This window comes from Aquibacillus sediminis, assembly GCF_005870085.1.
Classification (GTDB): Bacteria; Bacillota; Bacilli; order Bacillales; family Amphibacillaceae; genus Aquibacillus_E; species Aquibacillus_E sediminis.
In genome coordinates this window covers 1-19,693 of the sequence record NZ_SZNM01000039.1, presented here as the reverse complement: position 1 = coordinate 19,693, position 19,693 = coordinate 1, and the positions used below count along the sequence as shown (strand labels likewise).

Below are 19,693 nucleotides of genomic sequence, written 5' to 3'. Positions count from 1 at the left end.
CCTGTGCTCTTCCGGTCCCGCGTATCTGCCCTGGACTTGCGCGCATCTACACTGGACTTGCGCGCATCTACCTTGAACTTGCGCGTATCTCCCTTGAACTTGCGCGCATCTACCTCGGACTTGCGCGCATCTACCTTGGACTTGCGCGCATCTACCTTGGACTTGCGCGTATCTCTCTTGAACTTGCGCGCATCTACACTGGACTTGCGCGCATCCACCCTGGACTTGCGCGCATCCACCCTGAACTTGCGCGTATCTACCTTGGACTTGCGCGCATCTACACTGAACTTGCGCGCATCCACCCTGAACTTGCGCGCATCTACCTTGAACTTGCGCGCATCTACCTTGGACTTGCGCGCATCCGCTCAGAACTTACCCGCATCCAGCTAAAACTTACGCGTATGCCTAGCCAGCAAGCAAAACACCGTTTCAGCTCCATACAAAAAGCCTGGATTGCTCCAGGCTTGGGTTACTTTTTATTGATATAACGGAAAACGATCCGTTAATGCTTTCACGCGATCTTTTGCTTGTTGTAATTTTGCTTCGTCTTCGTGATTTTTCAGGGTGAAGGCAATAATTGATGCCACTTCTTCCATTTCTTCTGGGCCAAAGCCACGAGTCGTTACAGCAGCAGTACCGACACGGATTCCGCTTGTGACAAATGGACTTTCTGTATCAAATGGAATCGTATTTTTGTTGGTTGTGATGCCAATGTCATCCAATGCTTTTTCGGCAACTTTTCCTGTTAGGCCAAGCGCGCTAACATCTAGTAATAATAAGTGGTTTTCTGTTCCACCTGACACAAGACGAACACCTTCTGATTGCAGTGCCTCACCAAAGCGTTTGGCATTGGCGATGATGTTTTCGCCGTATACTTTAAAATCATCACTAAGTGCTTCTTTGAATGCCATCGCTTTTGATGCAATCACATGCATTAATGGACCACCTTGCATGCCCGGGAATACCGATTTGTCGATCTTTTTGGCGAATTCTCCTTGGCACAAAATCATACCACCACGCGGGCCGCGCAATGTTTTATGCGTTGTGGTCGTGACAAAGTGGGCATGTGGAACCGGATCAGGATGTAGCCCTTTTGCAACCAATCCAGCAATATGCGCCATGTCAACCATTAAATAGGCGCCAACCTCGTCGGCAATCTCACGGAATTTTTTAAAGTCAATTGAACGAGGATAGGCACTTGCACCAGCAACAATTAGTTTCGGTTTTACTTGTTTCGCTTTTTCCAACACTGCATCATAATCCAGTTGTTCTGTTTCTTGATCAACGCCATATTCTTCAAAATTGTAAAGCGTCCCACTGAAGTTAACTGGGCTACCATGGGTTAAGTGACCACCATGGTTCAAATTCATACCAAGCACCGTGTCACCAGGTTCTAGCACGGTAAAATAAACAGCCATGTTTGCTTGGGCACCAGAGTGTGGTTGGACGTTGGCATGATCTGCCCCAAACAATTGCTTGGCACGATCGCGCGCAAGATTTTCTGCCACATCGACATATTCACAACCACCGTAGTAACGGCGACCAGGATAGCCTTCCGCATATTTATTCGTCAATACAGACCCTTGCGCCTCCATCACCGCTTCAGACACAAAGTTTTCCGATGCAATTAATTCGATTTTGTCATTTTGACGTTTGCGCTCATCTTCCATTGCTTGAAAAAGTTCTACATCTTTCTGTTTCACATGTTCCATTGTTTTGCCCCCCTGTGAATTTTAACTTATACCAATTTAAACCAACATCATTGTACCACATTTTTACGAACATTACACTTTAATAAACACATTTCGTTCGGAATTAGCAACCATCCATTTGCGGTTTAATCACATGCCGGCCCAGGCATTTTATCTCGTGTATAGACTGCACGTTGGCCGCCAATTAGTTTTGGACGGGTGCGAGCAGCATTGACACGCGCATGTCCAGCATAACGCTGTCGCAATCTCACCGGAACGGCTACGTGTTTAAGATGCATACCAATCATTGTCTCGCCGATATCGATGCCCGCATCTGCTTGAATCGATTCAACCACGACTGGATCGGCAAACTGTTTATAGGCAAAACTCGCCATCGAGCCGCCTGCTTTCGGAACCGGAATAACCGATACTTGTTCTAAGCGGTACCGCTCCATTGTTTGTTTTTCCACGACAAGGGCGCGGTTAAGGTGCTCACAACATTGAAACGCGAGCTGCACATCGGTTTTTAGTTGCAATTTTTTCATTTGATCAAATAGAATGGCAGCAATTTCTTCACTACCTGACGTACCAATACGTTCACCAGCTATTTCACTTGTTGAACATCCAACCACAAAAAGATTTCCCTCGGTTAAATATCCAGCCTCCACCCATTCGTCGGTTATGGCTGACAGTTGTTGTTTTAGCTGCTCCACACTACCATCTCCTATTTGTTCTCGTATTCTGACACTTTGCCGATACGGTTAGCATGACGGCCACCTTGGAATTCTTCGCCTAACCATGCTTTCACAATTTCTGTTGCAAGTCCTGGTCCAATCACACGTTCTCCCATTGTAATCATGTTCGAGTCATTGTGTTGTCTTGTTGCAATCGCGCTAAACACGTCATGCACAAGCGCTGCACGAATACCTTTTACTTTGTTTGCGGCAATCGACATCCCAATACCTGTTCCACAAATTAAAATACCACGGTCAAATTCGCCGCTTGCCACACGCTCTGCCGCTGGAATTCCAAAATCCGGATAATCAACAGAATCCTCACAATCACAGCCAGCATCCTCAAATTCAATATTCATCTCTTTTAATACATTGGCAATCTCCGTACGAAGATTCACTCCACCATGATCCGACGCTAAAATAACCTTCATTACACTATCTCCCTCATTATGAATTATAGTGGGACATGGGGACAGGGCACTTGTCCCAGCCCCCAGTCCATGCGTTGACGGCGGGCGGGACACGGGACCTGTCCCTCTGTCCCAGATAAAGTGGGACACTGGACCTGTCCCCTTGTCCCACCGAAACTCTTGTTCCACTTTAGTTAAATTGTTTGATTTGTTTGTTTAGTGTTTGGGCTTGTTCTTGTAGGACGGTTGCTAGTTGTTCTAGTTCGTCTGTTAGTGCTGTTTGTTCTTGGACGGTGGCACTTACTTGTTGGGTGCCTGCAGATGTTTGTTGGGCGACGCCTGCTACTTCTTGTGATTGCGTTAAGGTTGCTTCCATCTCTTTTGTCTGTTTTTGGACAAGGTCTGAGATGGATTGGATGGTAGCGGCGACTTGTTCACTGGAGGAAGCCATATTTTCCATTGCCCGGCTTGCTTCCTTGCCTGTGTTTGCCTCTGACCGAACGACTTCCACTTGTTCTGACATGTTTTCCACCACTTTGCGGACGTCTTGTTGCATCGTATGGACTAAATCGGCAATTCCTTGTACTGCCTCTGAACTTTGATCCGCTAATTTCCGAACTTCATCGGCAACAACAGCAAAGCCTTTGCCATGTTCACCAGCCCGTGCCGCTTCAATCGATGCATTCAAAGCAAGTAAGTTCGTTTGCTCGGAAATATCGCCAACCATCGAAATAATCTTTTCCACCTGCTTGGCATTGTTTTCTAATTGGTTCACATCTTTTAACGCATGTTCTTGGTCCTTTGCAACAGCTTCGATCCCTGTGATCAACTTATGTATAACCTGTTTGCTATTTTCTAATTCAAGGATCATATCTTGCGCTTTTTGCTGTGAGGTTGATGCTTCTTGTTGTACTTGCCCTGCAATCGTTGTTGCTTGGTCGACCGATTCTGCGGTTTGTTGGATGGCAGATGCTGAGCTCTCTGCACCTGCAGCAATCTGTTGAACCGTTTCCCCAATCATATTCGTTTGTGTTGCCGTTTGCGAGGCGACTTGTTTTAGCTTTTGCACCGATTGGTCGGTTTGCTCAAAATTTTGTTCAATATTGCCTACCATGTCGCGTAAATTGGTTACCATCGCCTCGATCGCTACTGATAACGAGCGAATTTCATCGTTAGATTTTGGGATTTCCACTTGCTGTTGCAGATGCCCCTTCGCTACATTACTCGCCACTTTTTCTAATTTAATTAATGGTTTCGTAATAAATTGCGCAGCAAAAAATGCCAGTATTCCTGTCCAGATGACCCCTAATAATAAGGTGACAATCGTAAATACCATCTCCGAAATCGGCCAAAAATCTTGAACATAATCATAAATCACATAAATAAACAAGGCACTGGTCGAATACGTCACAATCGCTAATAGCGTTGTAAATACGACCAGCTTCATGCGTAAATTAAAGCGCCTCTTCCCCATTTCGTTTCCTCCCTAGGGTTTAACACCTCACCCAAAAGCGGGGGTGGCTTCCCTTTTTATCAATAATTAGGCGAGAATCCCCCACTTCCAGCTTTAGCTAAGTGGTGGGTAGCTCAACTATCTTTATTGTCTATCTTTTTTGCTAGTAGTTCAATATACTTTTTCATTTCTTTCATTGTTTTTTCATAAACGGAAAGGTTTCCTCCAAATGGGTCCGAGATATCATAATTTGGCAAGCGCGCTTCCAGTACTTGGATCTCACTAATTTCCTTGCTTAAATAATCATATAACGCACGGTCCATTTCATTTGGTTCTAGTTCTTTTCCCCGTTCTTTGATAAAGGCAGCTCGCTTTTCTTCCAATTCGGCATACGCTGTTTTCAATTGTTGCCACACTTCATTATCTTCCATTAAAACGTATTCCTTTAATGTAAATAATTTATCATTGTAGGTTGGGTATTGAAGGGCAAGGGCTTGCTTATGCTGCGTCGTCATCGTTAACACTAAATCAGCCCACTCGATTAATGCTGGCGATACCGGCTGGGAGCTATGATTCACTTGGATGCCATCCTGTCGCAGTGCATCAACCGTCCCTTGTGAAGCACCAGATCCTTTTCCAGCATAAATACCGGCGGACTTCACTTCCACACTTGGTGCACGTTCTTTCAATAATGCTTCCGCCATCGGACTTCTGCATGTGTTCCCCGTACAAACAAATAAAACCTTCATCCGTGAACCTCCATTTTAATCTCTTTGTCAAAACTATACCACACTGGCGCTTTTCTTCAAAAGAAGAAAGTACGTTTTCAGCTTGTCCGAATTGCGCTCACTGAACTGGCGTTAGGCACTGTTTAAGTTATTCCGCTAAAATTAGTATATAATCCGCAACTTTGCGAATTTATCCGAAAAAAAATAGACTCGTAATCCCTGCCACACAACAAAAAAGCACTCTACCAAATCAGAGTGCTTTTTTCCATTCATTCTCTATCCAAAAATAATATTTAATCCGAAAGCGCAGAGGATGCTTCCTCCTAGCAGTTCACTGTAGACACCAAGGAACCCTCGGGCTTTTCGTCCAACGAGCAGCCCTGTCCATGTTAAAACCATACTCGCTACTCCAAACATGATTAAGGCTAGGGCCGTTTTGACACCTGACATCCCAAGGCTTAGTCCGACTGAAAAACTATCTAAACTTACACTTAATGAAAATAAAATAAGTCCGATACCAATTGGGCTCATCACTGTTTTGTCTTCTCTATTAAAGGAATTTAGTACCATTTGCACACCTAAGGCAAATAGAAGTAAACCGCCACCCAAGACAGCTAGTCCCTCTAATTTTGTGGATATAAAACGACCTAATGCGATCCCAATGAACGGCATCGCGATGTGGAAAAAACCAACCGTCAAGCCGATGAAAAAAATTCGCTTTAAACGCAATGCCCGCATTCCCATACCCAATCCAACGGAAAATGCATCCATTCCTAAAGCAATTGCCATAAATAAAAGTGAAACGACTTCTCCTAGATCTACGAACGACATCCCGCCAACCCCTCTCTGGACATGCTATTCCACTATATGCATGGCCAGGAGGGATTATGAACGTTTAGGGGTGTTTACGGAATTCTAGTTGGTTTTACGGGATTATCACTTTTTTTACGGAATTCATTACTTTTTTACGGGATTAGCCTGTTTTTGATGGAATTCCGTATTATTTCACGGAATCGCAACATGATTAACAATCCGCACCCGCCAATCACACACTAGTTTCGAACAATCCTCGACGATGCTTTCGTCAATCGGTTCATCACTGCTTGGCCAACTCCTTGTTCAGGAAAACTTTCGCACAAAATGATATCCACATCTGATATTTTAAAAGCACGTAAAGTATCATACAACTGCACAGCCACTTGGGTAAGATCGGCCTGTGATCCACAGACTTTAATCGTTTCCGCTTGTAATTGCGTCGCCAATTCCTTGCTTACCATTACGCCGACTTTATAGCCTTGCTCCCGGTACTGATCAATTTTTGCTTGGAAAAAGGCCGCATCTCCTTTTACCAACCACAATGGTGCCTCAGGCTCGTAATGGGTGTATTTCATCCCTGGTGCTCTTGGCTTGTCGCCAGTTTTTGCTAGCGCAGGATCAAGCATCACAGTTCCAAGCACTTCTTCCAATTCTTCTTTTGTAATGCCACCAGGTCTGAGGATAACGGGGATATCCTGTGTACAATCTAGTACCGTTGATTCCACACCCACTCCTGTTGGGCCTCCATCCACAATTCCAGCAACACGGCCATTTAAATCGTCATACACATGTTTGGCTGTTGTTGGGCTTGGTTTTCCTGACTGGTTGGCACTTGGTGCAGCTAATGGCAAGCCCGAAACCTCAATTAGCCGTCTGGCAACAGGGTGATCAGGCATGCGAATCCCTACTGTGGATAACCCTGCCGTTACATTTTTAGCGATTGTTCCGTTATGTTCTAAAATAACTGTTAAAGGCCCCGGCATGAATGCTTCGATTAATTTTTCCGCGTGAGCCGGAATCGATGTCACATATTCCTTAATTTGCTCTCGGTTGGCAATATGAACAATTAACGGATTATCTGCAGGTCTCCCTTTGGCCTGAAAAATTTTATCCACAGCCTGTTTGCTTGTTGCATCCGCCCCGAGGCCATAAACTGTCTCCGTCGGAAACGCGACCACTTGTTGCTGTTGCAAAAGCGCCGCTGCTTGTTCAATTGCTTGACTTTGCCCGACTTGTTGTTGATCGATTTGCCAATAGTTCGTTTCTATCATCACGATTTTCTCCTTTATCCGGTCTTCACATCCCGCAAAACTTTTCCTCAACCGTCAGGGGAAGAGGTAAAGCGGATGGATAAGCTATACACGATTGTAGCACAGTTACCCACAATCATGCGCTAATTGCTATCAAAAATTATCTCAGTAGTGCCCAATCATGTAAAGTCCACATGGTTTTCCACAATTATCCACTGTATCCACAGATTCATCCACACCACTGTGCATAACTTTACTCTCCTATAATTCGACAAAAACCTATTCAATCCAAGCTTTCACAACAAAAAAATCTTTACCAAACACATTTAATGGTAAAGACTTTTTTCTAATTTCCTATTTATTAACACCCTGTACACAACTGTTTACAACTTAACCACATGCTATCCACTATTATCCACATAGTTATGCACAACCTGTAGATAACTGTGTGAATATTCTCGCTTTTAAAAAAGGTTTTGCAGAAATGCCACACCCTAAGCGCTATATGCTACGGTTATTCATTTGCTGCTTGCTCGGATGGGATCGTAATTTTCCACCATGTCCCTTCTTTTGTTGGTGCTTGATCTGCAAAGCTTGGTTGTTCTTGTGTCTCAAATTGTAGCATGGTTAACAACGTATCCAATGATTGTTGATGACTAAATACATACATGTCATCTGCTTGCTTTTGTTTGGTAATGGCTGTCGCCGTTTCAATTATCGTTAGCGGTAATGCCGCCGGAACCCCTTGTTTCAAATAAAGACTTTTCAGCCAATAGGCATTGTCGGTTACTGGCGTGAGCGCGAAGTACCCTTTATAATCCCCATTATATTCAATAAAATACCCGTTTTTTACTAATTGATCACGATCCTCTAGTTCATCCCACTTATCTTCAAAAAATGCTTCGACCACTTTCGGATCCAATTCTGCCGTGCTAACAAATTTCACTTGTCATCCACTCCCCTATCATTTTTAGACGTTGCGTTTGATCACGTTTCTAGTAATAGTCTATGAATGATAGGGATAAATATGATAGATTTAGCTAAACCAATTGGAAAACCAGTCTAATACGAAAAATTTAACGTCTACTTGTTCCTCATCTTGTTCATTGTCTTCTTCATCCTGTTGCTCTGTTTGCTGGTGATCTTCTTCCGCCACACTTGTGCCATTGGAGAAATCTAAGAAACATAGTGGCGGAAATAGGACGCACCACCAGTTCGCACCTTTTCCTTCGCCAAGTGTTACTAAAATCGCTTCATACTCTCCGGCTGGATAAATAAAATCACCATATACTTTTGTTGGAAATTCAATGTTTTTGCCATAATCAACTTCATAAGACTGTTCTGAACCATACTGTTCCAATGTTTGCGCCACAATTTCTTCTATAATATCTAATCTTTCGCGAATCAGTTGTCTAGCATCTTCTATACTTGCAAGTTCTTCAACCCACTTCGTTATCTCTTGATTGACTTGATCACGAATCGTACGTTTCAATTGTTGATCCTGCATTCCATCACTGTTGGCTAAAATTCGTAACCGAATCGCCTCATCAGGAATGACTTGAAACTCAGACTCTTCTATGTTTGCACCGTCGTTTTGACTTCCAGTATAACTTGGTAAAGAAGTGAAAAATATAAGAAAAATAATAGCAAATAAAATTGTTTTTTGAATCATGATTTCCTGCCCCCTTAATGACTGTTATCCAAAGTATGGGCAGGATTGAATTCTTTTAAACTTATAATCTAGTATTTTTTTAATTTCCTCAAATTTTTCTATCGTTGTTGGTTGTAATTGCGTAATTGCTGTATTATGCGACATAACTTCCAACTTCCTCTAAAGGATGAGTGCTAATAGGGCGCTACGGAAATACACTCCGCTTTCCACGGGCGGCTGATGAGCCTCCTCGCTCGTCCCTCGCTGCGGGGTCTCACCTAGGCCTTCCCTCCCGTAGGAGTCTCCGTGTATTTCCTTCGCTGTTTCCTGTACTCCGAAGTTTTATAGTGCATTGCTTAATAAAAATTATATAAAATACCTTTAATAATAATTGCCATGCTGCAATTCAAGCTTACAGGAAATTCGTTATTTTGAATTTATAGAGTATTGCATCATCACTAATCAGAAAACCTAATTTAGTGGAGGCAGAATACGGAGACTCCTCGAAAATAAAAATCAATTTTCTTCGTGCGATGTAACGCTGACGTAGCATTCCTTGTCCTATGGGAACAGCACGAGCTGAAGATCCACTTGGTAAAGTCGTTTTCTTTACCAAGTTAGCTGAAGCCGGGCCCATGGAAAGCGTAGTATTCTGCTGGAACGATATATTCGCACTTATTTCAATCAGAATGCTAGAAAGTATATTCTAGTATAGTTACTGCACATAATACAGCTTATGCGCAATAACAATCTTTTAGAAAAGGGCGAAAATTTTGAATTGGGTGAGACTGGAGGGGAGGAGGTTTTCTAAGACTTTGCCGGGCCAGCTTACTGATCATTAATAAAGTGAACCCTCATAATGAGGATCCACCTTTAATTTATCTTAGCAAACACCATACGATCTTTTCCGTTGATGTCTTTGCGAACTTCAATTTTGCTTTGTGGATATGCGGCTTTGATTAAATCACGAACTTGTTCGCCTTGTTGATAACCTATCTCAAATGCTAACAACGCTTGTTTATCCACAATTTCCGTGGATTGTTGGACTATTTTTTTATAAGCGGCAAGGCCATTGTCGTCTGCAAACAACGCCATATCAGGGTCAAAATTTTTCACTGTATCCGCTAACAGATCGCGCTCTGACTCGGCAATATATGGTGGATTGGAAACGATCACTTGGAACTTTTCCCCCTGGTCAACGAATGGTTCTAATAAATCCCCTTGTTGAAAAGTCACATCCGCCCCTAAGCTGTCGGCATTTTTTTGTGCCACCTGTAGGGCCTTTGTGGACAAGTCACTTGCGGATACATCGAGATGTGGACGTTCTATCTTCAAGCTGATTGCGATAATTCCACTTCCCGTCCCGATATCCACAACCTGGACAGGTTCCTGTTCCTGAATCGAATCAAGATACTGTAGCACACCATGGACTAACTCTTCTGTTTCTGGCCTCGGAATAAGCACATCGTTATTCACATAAAAATCTCTGCCATAAAACGATTCCTTGCCAATTAAATGCTGAACAGGTACACCAGTTGTCGCGTGCAGACGAATATCGTGCTGGAATTTTTGATAGATATCCACAGGAACAGGATCACGCAGCGCCGCTAAAAATTGCGTGCGGCCGATTCCTAGGTGATGCATCAATACGATTTCTGCCACTGGTTGTTCACGGTTATGCTCTTGTAAAAAAAGAGAAGCCCAGCTTAGGGCTTCATGGACACGTACATTTTTCATATTATTCACCAATTTGCTCCATTTTCTTGGCTTGCTCTTCAAGGATTAACGCTTCGACCACTTCAGAAAGCTTTCCTTCTAAAATTTGATCAAGTTTTTGAATCGTTAAGCCGATGCGGTGATCTGTCACACGGTTTTGCGGGAAATTATAGGTACGAATTCGTTCGGAACGATCTCCTGAACCAACTGCAGATTTTCTTGCCTCATCATGCTCTGCTTGTGCTTCTCGTTGGAACTTATCATAAATACGGGCACGTAAAATTTTCATTGCTTTTTCTTTATTTTTGATTTGTGATTTTTCGTCCTGCATCGAAACGACAATCCCTGTTGGTTCGTGCGTTAGACGCACTGCTGACATGGTAGTGTTAACACTTTGCCCACCAGGACCGCTGGATGCAAACGTATCAACACGGATATCTTTTTCATGGATATCCACTTCTACCTCTTCCGCTTCCGGCATAACGACGACGGTAGCTGTTGATGTATGAATACGGCCACCAGATTCGGTTTCCGGTACACGTTGCACACGGTGAGCGCCATTTTCAAATTTTAATTTTGAATAAGCACCTTGGCCTTTAATCATAAAGATGATTTCTTTGTATCCACCGACACCAGTAGAGGCAGCGTCCATTACATCGATTTTCCAGCCCTCTGCTTCGGCATAACGAGAATACATACGATAAAGGTCGCCAGCAAATAGTGCAGCTTCGTCCCCACCTGCAGCACCGCGAATTTCCATAATAACGTCTTTATCATCATTCGGGTCTTTCGGTAATAACAAGATACGGAGTCTTTCTTCCAACTCTTCTTGTTGTTCCGAAAGCTCACCGATTTCCATTTTCACCATCTCATACATGTCATCATCCAATTTATCTTCCATCATCACTTTGGCATCGTCCAGTTGGGATGTAACATCTTTATATTCTCGGTATGCTTGGATAACATCTTCCAGGTCTGATTGTTCTTTTGAATATTCTCTTAACTTCTTCGGATCCCCAATCACTTCTGGGTCACTTAACAATTCATTTAGTTTATCATAGCGTGCTTCCAATGACTGTAATCTGTCTAACACGTACTCCACCTCTTTCTCCTTAACAGTCTAATTATAGTATAGGAGAATGCCTCCGTCAAAAAATGGTAATAGTTTCATCCAGCACCACCATTGTTCAGTGTCAGCAGCGAAAGTTGTTACCGAATGTTGACACTTATTTGGTACTTCTGGATATTTGCTTCAATTGTGGTTTGGATCGTTTCTTTCCACGTTTTCTTTTCATTTTCATTTAATGTTTCATCGACCTTCACTGTGACCAAGGCGTCCACACCATCGAACTCTACCGAATCTACTTCCACATTTGGTACTTGTTCGGCAGCTTCGATGATCGTTCGGCTATCTGACGCGGCATTGCGTTCTTCCCCTGTTTCATCATAGACTACTGGATTTTGTTGATTGATTTGCTCGTATTCTATATCAGTCGATTCGACCTGTTGATTCTGGCTTAATGGCTGTTGATTACAAGCAGCAAGTACCATGCTAAAAGTAAACACGATAACAAAACCTAGTTTGTGCACGTTTTCCACCTCATTGTTAGGAATTTACTTTTAGCATTTCCAGTATTGTGTAAATTACCCATTAAATATGAGAGGTTCTTTATAATATTTCACTCGTGTTTGGGGCGTTATTCGACGGGTCATGACATTAGGCGGTCCCTTTTTTCATGCTGTATTTGCGATTTACGGGATCCGCTTGCTGGCGGTCCCACGTTCCGCTATCCAATCGAAATTCACTCTTTTTGGCGGCCAACCGGGCTCTCATTCCGTTATTTTCCTTTTCACCATTGATTTTAGGGTGTTTTCGGGCGAATAGCGGAATCTCGATCCGCCTGGCCCCTTATTTCATTCCGCATTTGCGATTTAGCGGAATGAGGATCCGCTTGGTGCTTGCTGATGGTCCCTCGTTTCGTTATTTGTGTCTAACTACTGCCAAATCGACCTATGTAAAAAAAGAAGAAAAACGTCTTTATCGGACTGTTTCCCTTCTTTCTTGCTTGCTTTCTTACTTGGTTGCACTAGATGCGCGTAGATTTATTTGTTGCCTGGGGCGATTTGGAACCTCATGATGATGACGACATCTTGGTTCATAGGACTCGGACGCGCCTACCAAAATGATTGGATCGTCATATGATGCGGGGTTGCCATCGATTAAACGTTGGGTTCGACTCGCGGGAGAACCACAAACAGGACAGATAGCATTCAATTTTGTCACCGACTCGCTTAACGCCATCAAGCTTGGCATCGGTCCAAACGGCTCGCCACGAAAATCCGTATCCAAACCTGCCACAATTACGCGATGGCCTAGGTTGGCCAATTCATCAACAACCTCTATTATTTTTTCATCAAAAAACTGTACTTCATCAATGCCGACAACATCAATGTCTTCATCCATATTAGCTACAATATCTTGGGCACTATCCACAGGTCTCGCTAAAATCGATGCACCATTATGCGAAACAACAGATTCTTCCGCGTACCTGCTATCGATTGCCGGCTTGAAAACACGTACAGAAAGGTTTCCGTATGTAGCTCGACGAACACGACGGATTAACTCTTCTGACTTTCCCGAAAACATACTGCCACAGATGAGTTCGACCCATCCACTATGTTTCATTATATGCACCCGCAGGTCTCTCCCTTCATTGCTTACAAGCTTCATTTATTCATTAGTATAATCATTTATATAAAATCTATTTTAATAGTTATTTACTCCCGATTCACAACATGGTGGCTCTTTCCTCACCATGATTAGCCACTTTAAAAAGTAAAAAAACAGGCAAAAGATAGACAATTTGCCTGTTTTTCATCGATACATTTTAGGCCCACTGATGGGCATACGAATGTTACGAAACCTTATCATATTCCAGCTTCGGCTCCTAGGCCCTCGCTGCTATAAGCAATCCCTCTCCAAGGCTGAAAAAACACAGCCTTTACGCGGTTTGACTTATCCAGTCGGACCTAACCGGTCGCCTCCACCTTATCATATTAGCTAAGGTTGTATTTTTTCTTAAAGCGATCCACACGGCCGCCGACTTTGTCAGCTTTTTGTTTACCAGTGTAGAATGGGTGTGAAGCTGAACTGATTTCGACACGGATTAATGGGTATGTGTTCCCGTCTTCCCACTCAATTGTTTCGTCAGAAGATGTAGTAGATCCGCTCAAGAATTTGTAATCAGAACTAGTATCTAAGAATACTACTTTTCTGTATTCTGGATGAATTCCTTGTTTCATGTCTTTCCACTCCTTTTGCCCTGAATCCCTCGGATACAGAGTTATTGTAAGAGCTACCCTTGAAGTAGCAAGGTTTTCCTCATAAGACTCATACAGAAAGATTATAACAGTGTCAAATCTTGTTTGCAAGAGCTTGTTCATTTAAAATCGCTTATCGTGAATGCGAAGATATTTCCATCGCTAGTTAAACTCGTCGGCCCATGCCTTTTCGTTTCATTTCTTCTTCTAAATTTTGGAAGAACTCCAGATTGTTTTTGGATGCGCGTAATTTTTTCAAGAAACGTTCTAAGAAGTCAGGTGAATCCTGCATTTTCTTACGTAATAGCCACATTGTTTCTAAATGGTTTTTATCCAACAACAACTCTTCTTTTCGTGTGCTGGAACGAACAATATCAATGGCAGGGAAGATTCTACGGTTGGCTAAGTGACGATCCAGATGTAATTCCATGTTCCCTGTTCCTTTGAACTCTTCATAAATTACTTCATCCATACGTGATCCAGTATCGACAAGTGCCGTTGCTAAAATCGTGAAGCTTCCACCCTCTTCAATGTTACGGGCTGCACCAAAGAAGCGTTTTGGACGGTGGAATGCTGCCGGGTCGATACCACCTGATAACGTACGACCACTTGGTGGAATCACAAGGTTGTAGGCTCTTGCTAGTCTTGTGATACTATCCATTAATACAACGACATCTTTTTTATGTTCAACCAAACGCATCGCACGTTCTAGCACAAGCTCTGACACTTTAATATGATTTTCCGGTACTTCATCAAACGTAGAACTAACCACATCAACATCAGGGTGTACTGACCGTTCAATGTCGGTTACTTCCTCTGGACGCTCGTCGACGAGCAGGATAATCAATTTAGTATCTGGATGGTTCTTGGAAATGCTATTGGCAATCTGCTTTAGAAGCATGGTTTTCCCTGCTTTTGGTGGCGCCACAATCAAACCACGTTGACCAAAACCTACCGGGGTAATCATATCCATAATACGGGTTGAAATTTTCTTTGTTTCCGTTTCTAGTTGCATGTGACGATCCGGGTAAAGCGGTGTTAACGCAGGAAAATACACACGTTCTTTGGCTGCTTCTGGATTTTCCCCATTTACGGCATCCACGTGTAACAAGCCATAATAACGTTCATTTTCTTTCGGTGGACGTACTTTACCGGAAACTTTATCACCATTGCGTAAGTCGAAACGACGGATTTGCGAAGCGGAAATGTAGATATCTTCGGAACTTGGTGAGTAATTGATTGGACGTAGGAACCCAAAGCCTTCAGACGGGATGATTTCTAGTACACCATCCATAAACAAGTAGCCGCCTTTTTCAGCCTGAGCTTTCAAGATAGAAAATATAAGTTCTCGTTTGGTAAGTTTTGAATAATAGGATACTTTAAAGTCTTTTGCCTTTGCATAAAGGTCTTTCAGAGTCATCGACTCCAACTGAGATATTGATACTTCAGTCATAACAAATTTTCACCACACCTATTTGAATTTTCGAACAGTTTTTGGAATAGTTTTGTTTACCTTGCTGTTTGAATCTACCGACATTCTATTAAATACAAGTCTTTTTTGCTACGTTAACATGGACTTTCTAGTAACCATAGAATTTGTATTATAGTAGTTGTAGGTTCTATCATTCTTACTAAACATCTTTTCATTAACTAAAATATTGGGTAAATGCAATTCCTGATTATGAAGACTTTTGGAAGATGCCGTAACTTTCCAAGAATGAAGCATGTCATCTTGAGGAAATTTTCTTTTATTCTTAAAAAGTTTCGTGTTTGATAAGGGCTTCCAAGAAGTATTTTGAAGGAAAGCATAAAGCTAGAATGGAAGTTTACACACTTGGATCTATCATTGTATAGGTTTGCCACTATTCACTTTTCTTAAACCTCTTCAATAGTACCGCTTTCGTTGCGATTAATCAACACTATTTATGAAAAAAATACAATAAATTACACAATGAAAAAAAGGGAACCATCAATGATGGATAACGGCTCCCTTGCATTGTGTCACTTAATCTGAAAAGGAGATTGTATTTTATGTTGATTATCTGCTACGAATTTTGAAATTGTTCAATTTCCTCTTCTGTCATTTCTTCGCGCCATATATCTGCACCAAGGTTGGTCACTTTTTCGACCAGATGCTCATAGCCACGATCAATGTGCTCAAGACCTGTTATTTCGGTCACACCATCTGCCATTAACCCAGCAATGATCAATGCAGCACCGGCACGTAGGTCGCTAGCCTTCACTTTGGCACCTTCTAATTGGACAGGGCCAGATACAATCGCCGAACCACCTTCGACTTTAATTTGAGCATTCATGCGACGCAATTCATCGACGTGTTTAAAGCGCGCTTGATAAATCGTGTCAGAAACAACTCCTGTACCGCTCGCTTTGGTTAATAACGATGTGAATGGTTGTTGCAAGTCGGTTGGAAAACCAGGGTGAACAAGTGTTTTAATATCGACACTAGAAAGTTTCTTTCCTGGTTGAATTAAAAGTTGCTCTTCCCCTTCTTCAATCGACACACCCATTTCACGTAGTTTGGCAAGCACGGACTCTAAGTGTTGTGGAATCACATTATCAATCAACACTTTTTCACCCTGCGCTGCTGCCATAATCGTATAGGTACCGGCTTCGATTCGGTCAGGAATGATCGTATGCAGACAACCTGTTAGTTCGTCTACCCCTTCGATCCGAATCACATCTGTTCCTGCCCCTTTAATTTTCGCCCCCATACTAGTAAGTAAGGTGGCAACATCAATGATTTCAGGCTCTTTGGCCGCATTTTCAATAACGGTCTTTCCTTTAGCTCGAACAGCTGCCAGCATAATATTAATCGTTGCGCCAACACTAACCACATCTAAATAAATGCGGGCACCACGTAACTCATCGGCACGTAGGTAGATTGCTCCTTGTTCATTGGTAACCTTTGCGCCTAATGCTTCGAACCCTTTAATATGTTGGTCAATTGGGCGCGGACCTATATGGCATCCACCAGGTAAGCCAATCACCGCTTTTTTAAATCGGCCTAACATTGCTCCCATAAAATAATAGGAAGCACGTAATTTTTTCACTTTTCCGTTCGGTAACGGCATTGCCGTCATATTTTCCGGGTCAATATGGATGGTTTGTCCTTTCCACTCCACATCGCCTCCGATTTCTTCTAACAAATTGCCTAATGTATCAACGTCTGATATTTGTGGCAATCCTTCGATGATAACTTTAGAATCAGCTAAGATCGCCGCTGGCAGTAACGCCACCGCACTATTTTTTGCTCCGCTAATTCTAACTTTTCCGTTTAAAGGATTGCCCCCTTGTACGAGAATTTTTTGCATGGGTTGGAACTCCTCACTTTTAAAGGTAAATCCTGAACAACCTTAGTTTATACAATTTTTCCAAATCAATACAATTTTATTTACTATTATGCACTATAAGTTGTAGATTTTATGTACTCTTTTCCCATTATTATATATTTTCGCAACTTATACAAGGCGCACTTGCACTTTGTTTATAAAATTTAATAAAAAGGAGCTGCGTATTGGAAAATCATGGAGCTTTTTGCCACTTATTCGTGCATATATTTCGTGTATCCGATTAACTATTGCAAGTTGATTGCACAAATGTTTCGTTATGTCATAAAGCAGTTAATGCACTTTACCCAATTCATACGAAAGTTAATCATCTTTTTTTGGGGGGATTAGTATAGAAAATGGATAAATGTATGTTTTTGGGATGGTTTTTGATGGTTTTCTATGGGGTTAAAGGGTTTTCGTGGATGTTTGGGGCGATTTTCTAACTAAATATGCACGTTTATTCCCGAATCGTCTATATTTGAGGTGAATTCTGCTATAAATGTGCAAACACTCATACAAAAACAGCGTCCTAACAAAAAAGAGACACAAACCATCTCTGATTTGTATCTCTTTTATATATGTTAGCTAATCTCCTTGAGGAGGACTTATGCTTTACCTGAAGAACCAAATTCGCGCATTTTGCTAATAACTGTTTCTTTAATAGCGTCGCGTCCAGGTCCTAAGTATTTACGTGGGTCAATCATGTCTGGGTTGTCATTTAACACTTCACGTACTACTTTAGTTTGCTGGATTTGGTTTTCAGTGTTTACGTTAATTTTTGATGTACCAAATGAAATTGCTTTTTGGATATCTTCTACAGGAATACCAGTTCCACCGTGAAGTACTAGTGGTACACCAGCAACTGTATTGATTTCTTCCATTTCTTTGAAGCCTAGGTTTGGTTCGCCTTCGTACGTACCGTGTACAGAACCTAGAGCTGGAGCAAGACAATCAACGCCAGTACGATCTACTAGTTCTTTACATTCGTTCGTATCAGCGTACATGATACCACCAGTAACACCGTCTTCTGTACCGCCAACAGTTCCAAGTTCTGCTTCAACAGAAACGCCGTGGAAGTGTGCTAGTTCTACTACTTTAGAAGTTGTCGCAACGTTTTCTTCAAATGGATCATGAGAAGCGTCGATCATAACAGAAGTGAAGCCAGCATGGATTGCTTTTGCACAAGATTCAAAGGTTTGACCGTGGTCTAAATGGATTGCAACTGGTACTGTTGTTCCTTGTGAATCCATTGTTGCTTTAACCATTGCAACTACAACATTGAAGCCACCCATATATTTTCCAGCGCCTTCAGATACCCCAAGAATTACTGGAGATTTTTCTTCTTCAGCAGCTTGTAGGATCGCTTGTACGTACTCCAAGTTGTTAAGGTTAAATTGCCCAACTGCATAACGCTTTGCATTTGCAGTTTCTAGCATTTCTTTCATTGATACTAATGGCATTATATTTCCTCCTCTTGAAAATCATTATAAATATAAGTACTATAGCCAGTCATCTGAATGGATACAGTAATAGAATACCAACAACTACCAAATGGTGCAACTTACATTTTTCAAAAAACGACAATTTTTTTGCTATTGACGCCAATATATATGGCATAGTATGTGGCCCTTCCCACACATTTATGTATAAAAAACAGTATTAAAAAGGGTTTTTGTTCACTTTTGAGCATACCCAAACTTAAAAACAAAAAAATTTTTTATGGATTTTTTGTGAAGACTTGTCACCCTATTAACTTGTTAATCGTAACACGAGCCTCTTCAATGTCAAACGGTTTTGCAAACACTTCTTTGACCATGTCGAATGCTTCCATTTTTTTTGCCGCTTCTTCCGACAGGCCACTCATCACGATCGTCGGGATTTGAATATTCTGCTGCTCAACCTGTTGCACAACAGCATAACCATCCATGATCGGTAGTTTAAAATCAATGATTAATAAATCTGGTAATTGGTTTATGATTTTATCTAATGCTTCTTTTCCATTTTCTGCAACTTCAACTTGATATCCTTCGCTTTTCACTACTTCTTCAAGTAGCAAACGGATACCAATTTGATCATCCACGATCATTACTGTTTTCCCCATTCTGTCCATCCCTCCGCACTGTTGTTTAATTCCCCAATAATTATGTAATCTAAATACACCTTCTAGATGAATGTCCATTTTCCTGCTAAAAACTAAAAAAAGATTACAATTTTGTAACAATTTTTAGTTTTTAGTTTAATTATTTTTTTGTCACAATAAACATAAACTCCGACGTAACTTTATGTCTGTTTCTCAATTTCCAGATTTCAGTTGAGTGCTATACCATCGCTTCGGTAGAATACTTCGCTTTCCATGGGCACGGCCTCAGCTAACTTGGTAAAGAAACCCACTTTACCAAGTTAGCTGAGGCTCGCGCTGTTCCCATAGGACAAGGAAGGCTTCGGCAGCGATACATCGCACGAAGAAAATTGGTTTGTATTTTCGAGGAGTCTACGTATTCTACCTACGCTATTAGTGGTGTTCTGATTAACTTCAGATAAAATACCTAAACCACCAATAGCTGAATCTGAGT

General features: G+C 41.9%; 19 protein-coding genes. 1 reads left to right on the top strand and 18 read right to left on the bottom strand.

Translation table 11 applies throughout. The features are described 5' to 3' along the window. Positions 1–488: tetratricopeptide repeat protein (locus FCI53_RS20060; RefSeq protein WP_171038258.1), on the top strand; the 488-nt coding region annotated here is incomplete at its 5' end. Here the strand turns inward: FCI53_RS20060 and glyA are convergent. From glyA to FCI53_RS19970, 18 genes are all read right to left on the bottom strand, one after another. Continuing rightward, entirely contained in the window at positions 477–1,712 is a 1,236-nt protein-coding gene (gene glyA / locus FCI53_RS20055) for a serine hydroxymethyltransferase (RefSeq protein WP_138420783.1), read from the bottom strand. The genes FCI53_RS20060 and glyA overlap by 12 nt on opposite strands. 125 nt (positions 1,713–1,837) lie before the next feature. Further along, positions 1,838–2,404 carry a TIGR01440 family protein gene (locus FCI53_RS20050; protein ID WP_138420782.1) on the bottom strand — a complete coding sequence of 189 codons (567 nt, stop codon included), beginning with the start codon at positions 2,402–2,404 and terminating at the stop codon, positions 1,838–1,840. Positions 2,405–2,415: 11 nt separating this feature from the next. Continuing rightward, positions 2,416–2,856 carry a ribose 5-phosphate isomerase B gene (gene rpiB / locus FCI53_RS20045; protein WP_138420781.1) on the bottom strand — a complete coding sequence of 147 codons (441 nt, stop codon included), beginning with the start codon at positions 2,854–2,856 and terminating at the stop codon, positions 2,416–2,418. Between the two features lie 169 nt (positions 2,857–3,025). Beyond that, on the bottom strand, positions 3,026–4,309 hold the full coding sequence (locus tag FCI53_RS20040) for a methyl-accepting chemotaxis protein (protein ID WP_138420780.1): 1,284 nt from the start codon (positions 4,307–4,309) through the stop codon (positions 3,026–3,028). Between the two features lie 113 nt (positions 4,310–4,422). Beyond that, the gene (locus tag FCI53_RS20035; protein WP_138420779.1) at positions 4,423–5,037 is read right to left on the bottom strand and encodes a low molecular weight protein arginine phosphatase; all 615 of its coding nucleotides are present in this window, start codon (positions 5,035–5,037) and stop codon (positions 4,423–4,425) included. Between the two features lie 255 nt (positions 5,038–5,292). Further along, on the bottom strand, positions 5,293–5,847 hold the full coding sequence (locus FCI53_RS20030; RefSeq protein ID WP_138420778.1) for a manganese efflux pump MntP: 555 nt from the start codon (positions 5,845–5,847) through the stop codon (positions 5,293–5,295). 221 nt (positions 5,848–6,068) lie between these two features. Continuing rightward, positions 6,069–7,100, bottom strand: coding sequence for an L-threonylcarbamoyladenylate synthase (locus FCI53_RS20025; RefSeq protein ID WP_138420786.1), 1,032 nt, complete (start codon positions 7,098–7,100; stop codon positions 6,069–6,071). Between the two features lie 496 nt (positions 7,101–7,596). Next, complete coding sequence (locus tag FCI53_RS20020) at positions 7,597–8,028, bottom strand: hypothetical protein (protein WP_138420777.1); 432 nt, start codon at positions 8,026–8,028, stop codon at positions 7,597–7,599. A 90-nt stretch (positions 8,029–8,118) separates the two neighbouring features. Then, positions 8,119–8,754, bottom strand: coding sequence for a stage II sporulation protein R (gene spoIIR, locus FCI53_RS20015; protein ID WP_138420776.1), 636 nt, complete (start codon positions 8,752–8,754; stop codon positions 8,119–8,121). An 852-nt stretch (positions 8,755–9,606) separates the two neighbouring features. Next, a complete protein-coding gene (prmC, locus tag FCI53_RS20010; protein WP_138420785.1) occupies positions 9,607–10,470 on the bottom strand; it encodes a peptide chain release factor N(5)-glutamine methyltransferase in 864 nt (287 codons plus the stop codon). Position 10,471: 1 nt separating this feature from the next. Further along, positions 10,472–11,542, bottom strand: a complete 1,071-nt coding sequence (prfA, locus tag FCI53_RS20005) for a peptide chain release factor 1 (protein ID WP_138420775.1) — start codon at positions 11,540–11,542, stop codon at positions 10,472–10,474. 116 nt (positions 11,543–11,658) lie between these two features. Beyond that, the gene (locus FCI53_RS20000; protein ID WP_138420774.1) at positions 11,659–12,039 is read right to left on the bottom strand and encodes a hypothetical protein; all 381 of its coding nucleotides are present in this window, start codon (positions 12,037–12,039) and stop codon (positions 11,659–11,661) included. A gap of 484 nt (positions 12,040–12,523) precedes the next feature. Beyond that, complete coding sequence (locus tag FCI53_RS19995) at positions 12,524–13,144, bottom strand: thymidine kinase (RefSeq protein ID WP_138420773.1); 621 nt, start codon at positions 13,142–13,144, stop codon at positions 12,524–12,526. 362 nt (positions 13,145–13,506) lie between these two features. Next, complete coding sequence (locus FCI53_RS19990) at positions 13,507–13,752, bottom strand: type B 50S ribosomal protein L31 (protein ID WP_138420772.1); 246 nt, start codon at positions 13,750–13,752, stop codon at positions 13,507–13,509. 184 nt (positions 13,753–13,936) lie between these two features. After that, positions 13,937–15,223: a transcription termination factor Rho gene (gene rho / locus FCI53_RS19985; protein WP_138420771.1), complete on the bottom strand. Its 1,287-nt coding sequence runs from the start codon at positions 15,221–15,223 to the stop codon at positions 13,937–13,939. Between the two features lie 592 nt (positions 15,224–15,815). After that, the gene (locus FCI53_RS19980; protein ID WP_138420770.1) at positions 15,816–17,102 is read right to left on the bottom strand and encodes a UDP-N-acetylglucosamine 1-carboxyvinyltransferase; all 1,287 of its coding nucleotides are present in this window, start codon (positions 17,100–17,102) and stop codon (positions 15,816–15,818) included. A gap of 623 nt (positions 17,103–17,725) precedes the next feature. Next, positions 17,726–18,580 (bottom strand): class II fructose-1,6-bisphosphate aldolase, encoded by an 855-nt coding sequence (gene fba / locus FCI53_RS19975; RefSeq protein WP_138420769.1) that lies wholly within the window; start codon positions 18,578–18,580, stop codon positions 17,726–17,728. Between the two features lie 281 nt (positions 18,581–18,861). Beyond that, complete coding sequence (locus tag FCI53_RS19970; RefSeq protein WP_138420768.1) at positions 18,862–19,221, bottom strand: response regulator; 360 nt, start codon at positions 19,219–19,221, stop codon at positions 18,862–18,864. Positions 19,222–19,693 lie beyond the last annotated feature (472 nt).